This window comes from Pseudomonas sp. 86_A, from assembly GCF_017491705.1.
GTDB classification, from domain to species: domain Bacteria; phylum Pseudomonadota; class Gammaproteobacteria; order Pseudomonadales; family Pseudomonadaceae; genus Aquipseudomonas; species Aquipseudomonas koreensis.
This window is the reverse complement of sequence record NZ_JAFGYS010000011.1, coordinates 248,339-262,707: the sequence shown is the minus strand read 5'-3', so window position 1 is coordinate 262,707 and position 14,369 is coordinate 248,339. Positions and strand designations below refer to the sequence as shown.

The following is a 14,369-nucleotide window of genomic DNA, read 5'->3' as shown; positions in this document are numbered from 1 at the left end:
ACGAAAGCCAGAAGCCGATGGTCAAACTCGAATACCAGTACAAGACCAAAACCGAAACCGGCAACCTGGTGATCAAAGTGCGCATGCGCCCGGATGACGACGAAGGCCGGGTCATCACCCTCGCCACCGGTATCAAGCTGGATCGCGAATTCAACTACCTCATCCACTTAAGCCCCGGCGGCGCACTGGGTGTAAGCGCGGCGGGCTATCAGTGGGACTCACAGATCAGCGCCACCTGGCGCGACAAGCCGCTGTACTTCAAGGCCGGGGTGTATGTGCAGGACAACACCGGGTACACCAGTGAGGGTGGACAGGTGACCTTCAGCAAACTCGACATCGACCACGATAAATAACGCTTTATGGGCACAACCCCCTGTGGCGAGGGAGCTTGCTCCCGCTGGACTGCGCAGCAGGCCTCGCTTTTTCAGGGCCGCTGCGCGCCCCAGCGGGAGCAAGCTCCCTCGCCACAGGGTTATTTATTGCCAGTCGGACATCCTTTAAACGGTGTTGTTTAGATCGCTCGACGGTTACTTCCGGATGCCTACAACGGCTTGCGTCAATGCCTACAGGTACGCCAGAATCCGCCGGCTTGTGCGCCTGGAGGGCCATCGGTAACTTGATTCGCGTCACTGATTTCCAGTGATCGGGTTTAGTAGCCCGAGGTTTCAAGTGTGGTGCACAAGCATCTGTCAGTCAGGGATTTCGATTCCTGCGCTCGATGGCATCTGTGCGCAGGGCACCCTCGGGTGCGCCGGCTTGCTCGAAACCCCGGTCTACTAACCTGCGTACAGTTGCCTCCACTTTGATTAGTAGCCAGAGAGGGGGCACTCCAATCAGGTTTCGAGCAAATGACCAAATCAACGCCTCACCCGCCAGTCACCGACCTGGCCTCCCCCTACGAATCCCTCGACTCAAGAAAACTCCATGACGCCGCCGAGCGCGCCCTCGACCACTACCTCAACCCGGCCGCGCAGATCATGATCAGCACCTGCGAACCCGAGTCCATGTACCTCGCCAACCCGAAGTACAACACCGAAGCCCTGCTGGCCAACGCCAGCGAAACCCTGGGTTCAGCCAGCGAAATGCTCAACAACTTCGCCGCAACCCTCGACACCTCCCACCGCAAGACTGCGCTGGGCATCGCACAGGTGGTCATGCTCGGAGAACTGGCGGTGAATCAGGCACTGGATCATGTTGAGCTGAAGGAATAATCGCCCACAACTGACTTACCCATTTAAGACTTTGATTAATTTCTGTTACAGGTAACATTTTTGACTCTTATACGATAAAAACAGCCCTTCACGAGAAACCCTCCTCACGGTGGGTTTCTTCATATAGCAATTAATTTATGTCTAGCTATCGATAGCAAATTAATCCGAGACAAAAACCTCATTACAACCACAACATCACCCTCCCCGAATACGGAAAACAAGTAAAAGCTCTGAATCTTTAACAATATTGCAATCTGATAGTGTCCTCCAATCCTCGAGTTGCTTTCCAGAAAAAAAATAACCGTTGTTGATCAGGTGGAATACCTTGCTTATCCTGTATTTTCGCCTTAACATTTTCGATGCTATCGCTTGGCTCGACCTCTAAAGTAAAAGTGATAACTTTGGACATTACTTTTATAAAAATCTGCATATACATCTCCTTTGAATCACTAGCCATTAAAAGGAGAGTCAATCTCCCACTGCCATTTTCCTGACATTTAGGATTTGCACACCTGTTAGAACTAACAGGTACTTATAATAAATACAACTAGCCACCCGTAAAAAAATTGAAAATTTTGCATAACAACACATCTCACTAAAGCAAAAAATGAGACGGCGACAAAGGGCATAGAAGAGGAATTGATTTATTTTAGAAACCACGGGTAGAAGCAGCAAGGAGAACAGACTTATTTACCGCAATAAAAAACCCGCCTCACGGCGGGTTTCTTTTAAAGCAGTTTAACGCTCAGACTTAGTTAACCTTGACCAATAAGGGGACAAATTTATTTTCCCTTATCTTCCGCTAGCGACGATTAATAAATCTGCCCTTTTTCGCAGAAGGAATATTCACCCACAAAAAAACCCGCATTGCGGCGAGTTTCTTAATGGATAGCTATACAGCAATCCCTACCAAGTGAAAAAAAGAACCCGCAATCCTGCAGGATCTTCACACAACAGGCTTACTCCGGTTCCTTCGGCAGTGTGAACGGCGCCGGCCCCCTGGATTTGTTCTTATCTTCCGTTTTTAGCTCAACTGGCAGAGTGGCCGGGGCCGGGCCTTTTGGTTTCACATCCTTATTTCTCATCGCTGTGTACTCCATTACTAAGTGGAGTCTTATCTTCTGAGCATTTCCCGAGAGCGCCTACTGTCAAAGTTGACAGTCTTTGAGATTTATTGGAAATAACCAAATATCTGTTAGATCAAGGGATTAGCTTCTTTTCACGAACATCGTCGTTGTGCAGCAAGATCGTCACTCACAAAAAACATGCCTTTCAACGGACAAAGGAAAAGTTTTATTTCAGAACTTATATAAAAGCTCCTCCTTCTCCTTCTCCTTCTCCTTCTCCTTCTCCTTCTCCTTCTCCTTCTCCTTATTATCCTTGAACACTTCAAAATATCGGAGATTCAGCTTTCGCAGTATCGATTACCGCATGCAACTCAAAAGAGAGCCGCCTTTCGGCGGCTCTCTTATCAAACCACAACCTAGTCAGACTTGATGAAAAATTAATAGACCGCTTTTAACGTTATTTGTTGCACTTCCACCGCTGGATATTTCTCCTCATAAAATCGCCGTTTGCTTCAGTAAATAACACAACTTTTTCGACTACATCGACTCCATCAGGCATAGGGGCGTCAATAAGCTCTCCCACATCCGAAGAGGGAGCATCGATCCCACCTTTATGCAATACCAAATACCGACATTTACTCCCCCCATACGTAATTTCCATCTCAACGGAATGATAATCACCAGTCATCGGGTTTCTGATAATGCTTTTTTTCACCAGCTCTTTGAGACAAGCAGCGACCTCTTCTTTACTTGCAGCTTTCACCGGATCATGAGCCATTACCATTAGATCTGGAAAATACGGCAGACCCGAGGCCACTTGGCCCTTACTTCCATTTGAACGACACTCTGGGCATTGGCACCCCTCTGGGTGCCAAGGCATCTTGACATCAAAGGGATTTTTCCAAACACTTGGGTCCCAAGTTTTCGTTGCCCTTGATCGGTCAACGTAATTGGGGTCCTGCGAACCCCAAGTCCGGTACTTTCCTCCTTTAAATGATTCTGCCTGCTCGCTAGACAATGCCATTTTATCTCTCCTTGAAAACAATATAAACACGTTGTTTGCGCAGCTATTGAATCATCTCTGCACTCTGCTTACACCTGTAAGAAATGACAGTTATTTATCTTTTTTTTAATAACCAATTTAAAAAATATAACTCAATCGCATAAAAAACATTAACAACAAAAGCACAACAAAAGGGACAGATTTATTATTCAGCACAAGCTCTTGGAGGAATACGCGAATAAGGGGACAGATCTATTTAACTGAAGGCTTCTCAGCACACAGGTAAGTAAATCCACCTCCTATCCCTCACTCAGACAGCACCCAAAACACACCTCTCGCACAAAAGCATCGTGTACCTGACACCTTTGACAGGTGACGACTCAGCTCAAGCACTCTACCCTCACAGAAGAATCAAAAAACAGGGCGGACCTTTCAAATAAATCCGCTTCCTCCCCTTTTCCCTACACGGACGTAGGAGGCTATATGCCAAGAGTCGCGCGCGTCGTATTACCCCACTATCCTCATCATGTCGTACAGCGTGGTCACAACAAGCAGACGGTGTTCACCACACCCGTAGATTTCGAGCGCTATCTCACTGATCTGCGCGAACTCAAATCCCTGCTGGATGTGAAGGTCTATGCCTTCTGCTTGATGACCAATCATGTCCATTTGTTGCTGGCACCTGGCGAATCAAGTGCCAGCCTAGGGCAATTGATGAAAAGCCTAGCGAGTCGCATGACACGCTATCGAAATAAGCTGGAAGGACGCTCGGGCACCCTGTGGGAAAGCCGCTACAAATCAAGCGTTGTTCAAACCGATACTTACTTATTGGCCTGCAGCCGGTACATAGAGCTGAACCCGGTACGCGCTCAAATGGTTGAGCGGGCGCAAGACTACCCCTGGTCGAGCTTGCAATTACGCCTGAACGGAATAATCGAAACTAATTGGCTAGATGACTACCCCGGCTTCACTGAACTCGGTCCTACCCCGGCCACCCGTCATGAGCGCTACGCCGCGTTTATGCAGCAAGCGACTTCGCCGCAAGAGTTGCATTTGATAAGAAGTGCACTTCAGCGTGGTCAACTGACAGGGGGGGCTCAGTTTACTGATGAGATCGAGAGGATTACCGGGTTGAGAATATTGCATCGGGCGAGAGGTAGACCGGTGAAGTCTGCTGATAAATCGTAAGAAAACATGGACAGATCAATATAAGATAAATCTGTCCATTTTTATTAACGATTGCCAGACCCAGATGACTAATGATTCTCTCCGCTTTCTACTCTCTTACTTCGCGCACATCAACATGAAGCTTTTGGAAGCATTCGCTTGAGGATCCGCGCTGCCAATCTGGTGGGTAATGACTTTCACACTATTGCGCGTAGGCGTTCCAGACAATTTCGCCTGGGCATAAAAAACATCATCCAAGGTTTCCATATCCACCACAGAGACTGCACAGAACCCCGGAGACCTTTCAAAGGCACCTTCTTCCAATACAACTTTATAATCCGAAAAGTAGCCCGCTCGCGGAGCATGACTCACATGAGAAATCCAAACGGGCGATTGCGCCAGCACTTTCCCTTGGCTGGTGATTAAAGCGGTGTAACTGACGTTCGCAGCTTCGGCTGATGCCTTATGGACAGACGCTAACAGCAACCCACCAGCAATCAATTTGATCAGTACATTTCGTCTATAGAGCATTAAAGCATTCCTTCATCCATGAATTAATTATCCTACCACCAAACGGAAGCATTGAAATAAATCGCGCAGGCACTTGTCAACACGTCAGAAAAATACGGAAAGATACTTCGTTAATCCGTACACACGCCTACATGACTTAAGAAATTTTCCTATGCGCTTTGGTAGCTAACCCATCAGAAATTCAGAATAGAAAACATTTCTACCAACTGAGACATAGGCAAAAAAAACACTAAAATCCAATTTTATTAACGCCCATAAAAAACCCGCCTTTCGGCGGGTTTATTAACGCAGTCTAACGTTCAGGCTTAGTTAACCTTAGCGTTCAACTCACCCTTCAAATAACGCTGATACATCGCTTCCAGAGAAATCGGCTTGATCTTCGAAGCATTACCGGCAGTACCGAACGCTTCATAACGAGCGATACATACGTCACGCATTGCAGTCACAGTGGCGCCGAAGAATTTACGTGGGTCGAATTCGCTCGGGTTGGTGGCCATCAGGCGACGCATTGCGCCGGTGGATGCCAGACGCAGGTCGGTGTCGATGTTGACCTTGCGTACGCCGTACTTGATGCCTTCGACGATTTCTTCAACCGGTACGCCGTAGGTTTCTTTGATGTCGCCGCCGTACTGGTTGATGATCGCCAGCCACTCTTGTGGCACCGACGAGGAACCGTGCATCACCAGGTGGGTGTTCGGGATGCGTTTGTGGATTTCCTTGATGCGGTCGATCGCCAGCACGTCGCCGGTAGGTGGCTTGGTGAACTTGTAGGCGCCGTGGCTGGTGCCGATGGCGATGGCCAGGGCATCGACCTGAGTCTTCTTGACGAAGTCAGCGGCTTCTTCCGGGTCGGTCAGCATCTGGCTGTGATCCAGAACGCCTTCAGCGCCGATACCGTCTTCTTCGCCAGCCATACCGGTTTCCAGCGAACCCAGGCAGCCCAGCTCGCCTTCAACCGAAACGCCGCAGGCGTGCGCCATGGCTACGGTTTGTTGAGTCACACGGACGTTATATTCGTAGTCGGTCGGGGTTTTGCCGTCTTCGCCGAGGGAGCCGTCCATCATCACCGAGCTGAAGCCCAGTTGGATCGAGCGCTGGCAGACGTCAGGGCTGGTGCCGTGGTCCTGGTGCATGCACACCGGAATGTGCGGGAATTCTTCGATCGCGGCCAGGATCAGGTGACGCAGGAACGGCGCGCCAGCGTATTTACGGGCGCCGGCCGAAGCCTGGACGATCACCGGGGAGTCAGTCTTGTCAGCGGCTTCCATGATGGCGCGCATCTGCTCAAGGTTGTTGACGTTAAAGGCTGGAACGCCGTAGCCGAACTCGGCTGCGTGGTCCAGCATCTGGCGCATGCTGATAAGTGCCATTGTGTGTGTCTCTCCCGGTTGAGGGTCGTTAATCGTGCCAGCCTGCCGGAGCGGCGGCGGCTATTCAAGTGATTGCAGATCGGGGGTCGAGGCCCGGTCTGGTGATTCGATAAAGCAAAACCTGTATGTGTACCAACCTGTGGCGAGCGAGCTTGCTCGCGCTCGGCTGCGCAGCAGCCGTAAACCTGCAAACACGGTCATTCTGAAACACCGGGCCGCAAGGTTTTGGGACCGCTTCGCGCTCCAGCGGGAGCAAGCTCCCTCGCCACAAAGGCCATTGCCACGATGAATCTGTAGCGTATTCGTTTACTGCGCCTTGCAGCCGCGGCCGATCAGGTCATTGGTGGCAACCCAGTACACCAGGCCTTCGTCACCCTTGACGTGAAACGCCAGCATGCCATCGCTGTACAGCACGCCCGAGGCGCCCGGCTCTTCTTTCAGGCGATAGACCTGATCACCGCCGCCCAGCCGCACATCGACTTCTTTCTGGCTGGCATCGGTATAGCGCCACAGCACTTTGGCCTGGCTGTCGCAGGTCCAGGTTGTCCAGTTATCCGCAGGGGCAGACGACTGAAACAGGTTCATCTGCGCGCAACCACCCAACAATGCCAACGCCGCAATGGCGATCAAGCCTTTCATCCGTGTTCCTCGACTGACGGCCAACGCCGCCAGCCCTGAGTTAAAGAGTCAGACCGGTCAAGGACAACCATGTTCCTTGGCCGGGGTTTGCGTCTCGTATTTGTCCAGACCGTCCGGCCCCGAGCGCTTGTTCAGCACCGGGTTGGTTTCGGCCTGCCAGTCGGCCTGATAGCAGCCTTTCTGCACCGCACCCGGCGCAGGCGTCGCCTCGGCCTTCGGGTTACTCCCGCAGGCCGCCAGCGTACCGGTCAGCAACAACAGTGCTAACGACTTGACCATGTGACCACTCCTTTGCCTGGCCAAACGGGCGGCCTCAGGCCTTGGCCCGGCTTTCCAGGACTTCAACGGCCGGTAGCACCTTGCCTTCGACGAATTCGAGGAACGCACCACCCCCGGTGGAAATGTAGGAGATTTGCTCAGCCACGCCATATTTATCGATAGCGGCCAGGGTGTCGCCACCGCCAGCAATGGAGAACGCCGAGCTTTCAGCGATGGCTTGCGCCAGCACTTTGGTGCCGTTGCCGAACTGGTCGAATTCAAACACGCCGACCGGGCCGTTCCACAGAATGGTTTTCGACGATTTCAGCAGTTCGGCGAAGTTGGCTGCGGTTTGCGGGCCGATGTCCAGAATCATGTCATCAGCGGCAACGTCAGCGATCAGCTTGACGGTGGCTTCTGCGGTTTCGGCGAATTCTTTGGCGACTACTACGTCAACCGGCAATGGCACGCTGACTTTGGCAGCGATGGCGCGCGCGGTGTCGAGCAGGTCCGGCTCGTACAGGGATTTGCCCACCGGGTGACCGGCAGCCGCCAGGAAGGTGTTGGCAATGCCGCCGCCGACGATCAGTTGATCGCAGATCTGGCTCAGGCTGTTGAGCACGTCGAGCTTGGTCGAGACCTTGGAGCCGGCAACGATGGCCGCCATCGGCTTGGCCGGTGCGCCCAGCGCCTTGCCCAGTGCGTCCAGTTCAGCGGCCAGCAACGGGCCAGCAGCGGCGACTTTGGCGAACTTGGCCACGCCGTGGGTCGAACCTTCGGCGCGGTGCGCGGTGCCGAACGCGTCCATCACGAACACGTCGCACAGGGCGGCGTATTGCTGGGCCAGATCGTCGGCGTTCTTTTTCTCGCCCTTGTTGAAGCGCACGTTTTCGAACAGCACGATGTCGCCGGCCTTGACGTCAACGCCGCCCAGATAATCGGCCACCAGCGGCACTTCGCGGCCCAGGGCCTTGCTCAGGTAGTCGGCGACTGGCTTGAGGCTGTTCTCGGCGGAGAACTCGCCCTCGGTCGGACGGCCCAGGTGCGAGCACACCATCACCGCCGCACCTTTTTCCAGGGCCAGCTTGATGGTCGGCAGCGAAGCCAGGATACGCGCATCGCTGGTGACAACACCGTCCTTGACTGGGACGTTGAGGTCTTCGCGGATCAATACGCGCTTACCTTGCAGATCGAGGTCGGACATCTTCAACACGGTCATGGGTCGCACTTCCTGAGTAGCTGTTCTTAGAGAGCAGGTTTTTTTGAAATCGCTGTTTGCAGATAGTGTTCTGCAACGTCCAGCATTCGGTTGGCAAAACCCCATTCGTTGTCGAACCAGGCCAGGATGTTCACCAGTTTCGGGCCGGAAACACGGGTCTGACTGGCATCGACGATGGCCGAATGTGGGTCATGGTTGAAATCACAACTGGCGTGCGGCAACTCGGTGTAGGCCAGCAGACCTTTGAGCGGGCCGTTGGTAGCGGCCTCGCGCAGGATCCGGTTGACCTCGTTGGCATCGGTCGCGGTGGCGGTCTGCATCGTGATGTCGAGGCAGGACACATTGACCGTCGGCACGCGTACGGCTTTGGCCTGGATTCGCCCCGCAAGTTCCGGCAGCAGGCGCTCGATGCCGCGTGCCAGACCAGTGGACACCGGGATCACCGACTGGAACGCCGAACGGGTGCGGCGCAGGTCTTCGTGGTGATAGGCGTCGATGACCGGCTGATCGTTCATCGCCGAGTGAATCGTGGTGATCGACACGTAATCCAGGCCGATCGCCTTGTCCAGCAAGCGCAACAGCGGCACGCCGCAGTTGGTGGTGCAGGAGGCGTTGGACACCAGCAGTTCGTCGCCGGTCAGGCAGTCTTGATTGACGCCGTAGACGATGGTGGCGTCGACATCCGCCTCGCTGGCCATCGGCTGCGAGAACAGCACGCGTGGCGCGCCGGCGTCGAGGAAACGCTGACCGTCTTCACGGGTGTGATAGGCGCCGGAGCACTCCAGCACCAGATCGACGCCAAGAGCGGCCCAATCGATGCCTTCGGGGGTGGCACTGCGCAGGACCTTCACGCAGTCGCCATTAATATGCAGACAATCGCCTTCTACTCGCACTTCGCCGGGAAAACGGCCGTGGGTGGAGTCGAAGCGTGTCAGGTATTCGATGCTGGCCATGTCAGCCAGATCGTTGATCGCGACAATTTCAAACCCTGCCGTCGAGCCTCGCTCGAACAACGCACGCAAGACGCAACGACCAATCCGGCCGTAGCCGTTGAGTGCAACTTTGTAAGGACGCGGTTGAGGCATGGGGTTCTCGATTACCGTGGTGAATCAGAAAGCTCTTTATTATCTGAACCGACGCTATCGCGAGCAGGCTCACTCCTACATGGGCAACGTAAAACCCTGTAGGAGTGAGCCTGCTCGCGATGGCGTCAGCCCGGACAACACAACTGTCGGACTTAGTCTTCCAACAGCTCTTCAGCCTGACCCAGGATGTTTTCCAGGGTGAAGCCGAACTCTTCGAACAGTGCCGAAGCCGGTGCCGATTCGCCGTAGGTGGTCATGCCGATCACGCGACCTTCCAGACCCACGTACTTGAACCAGAAGTCGGCGTGTGCCGCTTCGATCGCGATACGTGCGCTGACCTGCAACGGCAGAACCGATTGCTTGTAGCCAGCGTCCTGAGCGTCGAACACGCTGGTGCAAGGCATGGAAACCACGCGCACCTTGCGGCCCTGCTCGGTCAGCTTGTCGTAGGCCTGAACGGCCAGACCGACTTCCGAACCGGTGGAAATCAGGATCAGCTCAGGCTCGCCTGCGCAGTCCTTCAACACGTAGCCACCGCGGCTGATGTCGGCGATCTGGCCGGCATCGCGCTCCTGGTGCTGCAGGTTCTGACGCGAGAAGATCAGCGCCGATGGGCCGTCTTTACGTTCCAGAGCGTTTTTCCAGGCCACGGCCGATTCAACGGCATCGGCTGGGCGCCAGGTGTCGAGGTTCGGTGTGGTGCGCAGGCTGGTCAGTTGCTCGATCGGCTGGTGCGTCGGGCCGTCTTCGCCCAGACCGATGGAGTCGTGGGTGTAGACGTGGATGACGCGCTTCTTCATCAGTGCCGACATGCGTACGGCGTTGCGGGCGTATTCCATGAACATCAGGAAGGTCGCGCCGTAAGGCACCAGACCGCCATGCAGGGACACGCCGTTCATGATCGCGGTCATGCCGAATTCGCGCACGCCGTAATACATGTAGTTGCCGCTGGCATCTTCAGCGCTGACGCCTTTGCAACCTTTCCACAGGGTCAGGTTGGAACCGGCCAGGTCAGCCGAACCGCCGAGCAGTTCCGGCAGCAGTGGGCCGAAGGCGTTCAGGGTGTTCTGGCTGGCTTTACGGCTGGCGATGGTTTCGCCTTTGGCCGCCACTTCAGCGATGTAGGCCGAGGCTTTTTCGGCGAAGTCAGCCGGCAGTTCGCCGCTCAGACGACGGATCAGCTCGTTGGCTTCGGTCGGGAACGCGGCGGAGTAGGCAGCGAAACGCTGATCCCACTCGGCTTCGGCGGCGCGACCTTTTTCCTTGGCATCCCACTCGGCATAAATGTCGGCCGGGATTTCGAACGGGCCGTAGTTCCAGTTCAGCGCCTGACGGGTCAGGGCGATTTCCGCGTCACCCAGTGGGGCGCCGTGGCAGTCTTCCTTGCCCTGCTTGTTCGGCGAACCGAAACCGATGGTGGTCTTGCAGCAGATCAGGGTCGGCAGCGGGCTCTTGCGCGCGGTCTCGATGGCGGTCTTGATCTCTTCCGGATCGTGACCGTCGACGTTGCGGATCACCTGCCAGTTGTAGGATTCGAAACGCTTCGGGGTGTCATCGGTGAACCAGCCTTCGACTTCGCCGTCGATGGAGATGCCGTTGTCATCGTAGAAAGCAATCAGCTTGCCCAGGCCCAGAGTACCGGCCAAGGACGCCACTTCGTGGGAAATGCCTTCCATCATGCAGCCATCACCCAGGAACACGTAGGTGTGGTGATCAACGATGTCATGGCCAGGACGGTTGAACTGCGCGCCCAGGACTTTTTCTGCCAGGGCGAAGCCCACAGCGTTGGCCAGACCCTGACCCAGTGGGCCGGTGGTGGTCTCGACGCCCGGGGTGTAACCGAATTCCGGGTGACCCGGGGTGCGGCTGTGCAGTTGACGGAACTGCTTGAGGTCGTCGATCGACAGGTCGTAACCGGTCAGGTGCAGCAGCGAGTAGATCAACATCGAGCCGTGGCCGTTGGACAGTACGAAGCGGTCACGGTCAGCGAACGAAGGATTGCTCGGGTTGTGCTTGAGGTAGTCGCGCCAAAGCACTTCGGCGATATCTGCCATACCCATAGGGGCACCGGGATGGCCGCTGTTGGCTTTTTGCACGGCATCCATGCTGAGGGCACGAATGGCGTTGGCACGCTCACGACGGCTAGGCATCGCTGATCTCCTGGGTGTGAATAATTGAAACGGAAAAAAGGAGGGCATTTTCCCTCACCGGAGCGCCTCGGGGCAATGACAGATAGTCATACGGAGGCGTTTTTCCCGTGGTTAACAGTGGATTCTGTAGGTGAAACCTTTCCGCTGTTCGTTTGTAGAGTTAACCAGCCAGTGAGAAGTGCCATCTATCGAGCAATATCAAAACTTTTTGATATTGACCTTGCAGCGATTTCCCGCCATCACTAGACTGCTGCCCCATGAACTTACGCGTGCCTTCCATTCGCCATGACGACTGCGACGAGCTGGCGGCCCTGTGCAAGGCCGGTGGCGATCCGCTGCGCCTGAATGTATTGCGCGCGCTGGCCAACGATTCGTTCGGTGTACTGGAACTGGCGCAGATCTTCGGCATTGGTCAGTCCGGCATGAGCCACCATCTAAAGGTGCTGGCGCAGGCTGATCTGGTGGCGACACGCCGCGAAGGCAACGCGATTTTCTATCGCCGCGCCCTGCCCCACACTGAACTGCTGGGCGGCAAGTTGCACGCGGCACTGTTAGAAGAAGTCGACAATCTGGCGCTGCCGGACGATGTGCAGGCGCGCATCGCCCAGGTCCACGGGCAACGTGAAGCCGCCAGCCAGGACTTTTTCGCACGGGTGGCGGAGAAATTTCGCGCCCAGCAAGACTTGATTGCAGGCCTGCCGCAATACCGTGACAGCGTGCTGGCCCTGCTCGACAAACTGAACTTCAATGGTGCTGCCACGGCCATTGAAGTCGGCCCCGGCGATGGTGCTTTTCTGCCGGAACTGGCCCGCCGCTTCGGCACCGTAACCGCGCTGGACAACAGCCCGGCGATGCTCGAACTGGCGCGTCAGGTATGTGAACGTGAACAGCTGGCTAACGTCAGCCTGCAATTGGCCGATGCATTGAATGGCACCAGCCTTCTGGCCGATTGCGTAGTACTGAACATGGTCTTGCACCATTTCGCCGCGCCGGCCGAAGCGCTCAAGCACATGGCCGGCCTGCTGCAACCGGGCGGTAGCCTGCTCGTGACAGAGTTATGTAGCCACAACCAGAGTTGGGCCAGGGAGGCCTGCGGTGATCTGTGGTTGGGGTTTGAACAGGACGATTTGGCCCGTTGGGCCACCGCTGCGGGACTCGTTCCCGGGGACAGCCTCTATGTAGGCTTACGTAATGGTTTCCAGATCCAGGTTCGCCACTTTCAGCGACCGGCTGGCGACACTCACCATCGGTAAATTCAGGAAAACATCGAGATGAGCGAATACTCCCTCTTCACCTCCGAGTCCGTGTCTGAAGGACATCCGGACAAAATCGCCGACCAGATTTCCGATGCGGTGCTGGACGCCATTATTGCCCAGGACAAACACGCACGCGTTGCTGTGGAAACCCTGGTCAAGACCGGCGTTGCCATCGTTGCCGGTGAAGTGACCACCAGCGCCTGGGTCGACCTGGAGCAGATCGTTCGTGACGTGATCTGCGACATCGGCTACACCAGCTCCGAAGTCGGCTTCGACGGCGCCACCTGCGGCGTGATGAACATCATCGGCAAGCAGTCCCCTGACATCAACCAGGGTGTTGACCGTGCCAAGCCTGAAGATCAGGGCGCCGGCGACCAGGGCCTGATGTTCGGCTACGCCAGCAACGAAACCGACGTTTTGATGCCTGCGCCAATCACCTTCTCGCACCAGCTGGTGCAGCGTCAGGCCGAAGCCCGTAAATCGGGTCTGCTGCCTTGGCTGCGTCCGGACGCCAAGTCGCAAGTGACTTGCCGTTACGAAGGCGGCAAGGTCGTGGGTATCGACGCCGTGGTTCTGTCGACCCAGCACAACCCTGAAGTGTCGTACAAAGACCTGCGCGAAGGCGTGATGGAGCTGATCGTCAAGCACGTACTGCCTGCCGAGCTGCTGAGCAAGGACACCCAGTTCCACATCAACCCGACCGGCCAGTTCATCATTGGCGGCCCGGTAGGTGACTGCGGTCTGACCGGTCGCAAGATCATCGTCGACAGCTACGGCGGCATGGCCCGTCACGGCGGTGGCGCGTTCTCCGGTAAAGATCCATCGAAGGTTGACCGTTCGGCGGCCTACGCTGGCCGTTACGTGGCCAAGAACATCGTCGCGGCCGGCCTCGCCGAGCGTTGCGAGATCCAGGTGTCCTACGCGATCGGTGTGGCCCAGCCGACTTCGATCTCGCTGAACACCTTCGGTACCGGCAAGATCAGCGATGACAAGATCATCAAACTGGTGCGTGAAGTGTTCGACCTGCGTCCATACGCAATCACCACCATGCTGGATCTGCTGCACCCGATGTACCAGGAAACTGCAGCCTACGGCCACTTCGGTCGCGCTCCGCAGACCAAGACGGTTGGCGAAGACACCTTCACCACCTTCACTTGGGAAAAAACCGACCGCGCCGACGCTCTGCGTTCCGCTGCTGGTCTGTAAGACTCCCTGGCGGTACAAAAAGCCCCGCACGGTTCGCGCCGTGCGGGGCTTTTTCATGCTTGCAAAGATCAAAGGATCGCAGCCTGCATGGGAATGCATTCTGCAGGAGCTGCCGAAGGCTGCGATCTTTTGACTTTAACCTTGCGCAACACCCCGCAAAACACCCAGGCGACCTGACCCGCCATCCTCACCTAGCCTTCAAGCATT

At 55.6% G+C, this 14,369-nt stretch carries 13 protein-coding genes; 5 read left to right on the top strand and 8 right to left on the bottom strand.

Annotated features, from left to right (window positions below; translation table 11 throughout):
• Both J5M57_RS18740 and J5M57_RS18735 read left to right on the top strand, forming a co-directional pair.
• Positions 1-353: polysaccharide lyase family 7 protein (locus J5M57_RS18740; RefSeq protein WP_207871981.1), on the top strand; the 353-nt coding region annotated here is incomplete at its 5' end.
• Positions 354-848: 495 nt separating this feature from the next.
• Positions 849-1,211, top strand: coding sequence for a DUF6124 family protein (locus J5M57_RS18735; protein ID WP_207848408.1), 363 nt, complete (start codon positions 849-851; stop codon positions 1,209-1,211).
• A 1,524-nt stretch (positions 1,212-2,735) separates the two neighbouring features.
• On the opposite strand, the gene J5M57_RS18725 is transcribed toward J5M57_RS18735, so the two are convergent.
• Positions 2,736-3,302, bottom strand: a complete 567-nt coding sequence (locus J5M57_RS18725) for a hypothetical protein (RefSeq protein ID WP_207848406.1) — start codon at positions 3,300-3,302, stop codon at positions 2,736-2,738.
• Between the two features lie 462 nt (positions 3,303-3,764).
• Here J5M57_RS18725 and J5M57_RS18720 point away from each other — a divergent pair, with 462 nt between their 5' ends.
• Positions 3,765-4,469: a transposase gene (locus J5M57_RS18720; protein ID WP_207848405.1), complete on the top strand. Its 705-nt coding sequence runs from the start codon at positions 3,765-3,767 to the stop codon at positions 4,467-4,469.
• A 96-nt stretch (positions 4,470-4,565) separates the two neighbouring features.
• Here J5M57_RS18720 and J5M57_RS18715 read toward each other — a convergent pair whose 3' ends face one another.
• The 7 genes from J5M57_RS18715 to tkt form a co-directional block, all read right to left on the bottom strand.
• The gene (locus J5M57_RS18715) at positions 4,566-4,979 is read right to left on the bottom strand and encodes a hypothetical protein (protein WP_207848404.1); all 414 of its coding nucleotides are present in this window, start codon (positions 4,977-4,979) and stop codon (positions 4,566-4,568) included.
• Between the two features lie 305 nt (positions 4,980-5,284).
• Positions 5,285-6,349, bottom strand: coding sequence for a class II fructose-bisphosphate aldolase (fba, locus tag J5M57_RS18710; protein WP_003177554.1), 1,065 nt, complete (start codon positions 6,347-6,349; stop codon positions 5,285-5,287).
• Positions 6,350-6,655: 306 nt separating this feature from the next.
• Positions 6,656-6,988: an MliC family protein gene (locus J5M57_RS18705; protein ID WP_064589596.1), complete on the bottom strand. Its 333-nt coding sequence runs from the start codon at positions 6,986-6,988 to the stop codon at positions 6,656-6,658.
• 57 nt (positions 6,989-7,045) lie between these two features.
• Complete coding sequence (locus tag J5M57_RS18700; RefSeq protein ID WP_064589597.1) at positions 7,046-7,267, bottom strand: hypothetical protein; 222 nt, start codon at positions 7,265-7,267, stop codon at positions 7,046-7,048.
• Positions 7,268-7,301: 34 nt separating this feature from the next.
• Entirely contained in the window at positions 7,302-8,465 is a 1,164-nt protein-coding gene (locus J5M57_RS18695; protein ID WP_083367689.1) for a phosphoglycerate kinase, read from the bottom strand.
• A 26-nt stretch (positions 8,466-8,491) separates the two neighbouring features.
• On the bottom strand, positions 8,492-9,550 hold the full coding sequence (gene epd, locus J5M57_RS18690) for an erythrose-4-phosphate dehydrogenase (RefSeq protein WP_064589599.1): 1,059 nt from the start codon (positions 9,548-9,550) through the stop codon (positions 8,492-8,494).
• A 152-nt stretch (positions 9,551-9,702) separates the two neighbouring features.
• Positions 9,703-11,700, bottom strand: coding sequence for a transketolase (gene tkt, locus J5M57_RS18685; RefSeq protein ID WP_169843430.1), 1,998 nt, complete (start codon positions 11,698-11,700; stop codon positions 9,703-9,705).
• A gap of 257 nt (positions 11,701-11,957) precedes the next feature.
• Here tkt and J5M57_RS18680 point away from each other — a divergent pair, with 257 nt between their 5' ends.
• Together J5M57_RS18680 and metK are read left to right on the top strand one after the other, a co-directional pair.
• On the top strand, positions 11,958-12,953 hold the full coding sequence (locus J5M57_RS18680) for a metalloregulator ArsR/SmtB family transcription factor (RefSeq protein ID WP_207848403.1): 996 nt from the start codon (positions 11,958-11,960) through the stop codon (positions 12,951-12,953).
• Positions 12,954-12,971: 18 nt separating this feature from the next.
• Positions 12,972-14,162, top strand: coding sequence for a methionine adenosyltransferase (gene metK / locus J5M57_RS18675; RefSeq protein ID WP_003229025.1), 1,191 nt, complete (start codon positions 12,972-12,974; stop codon positions 14,160-14,162).
• Positions 14,163-14,369 lie beyond the last annotated feature (207 nt).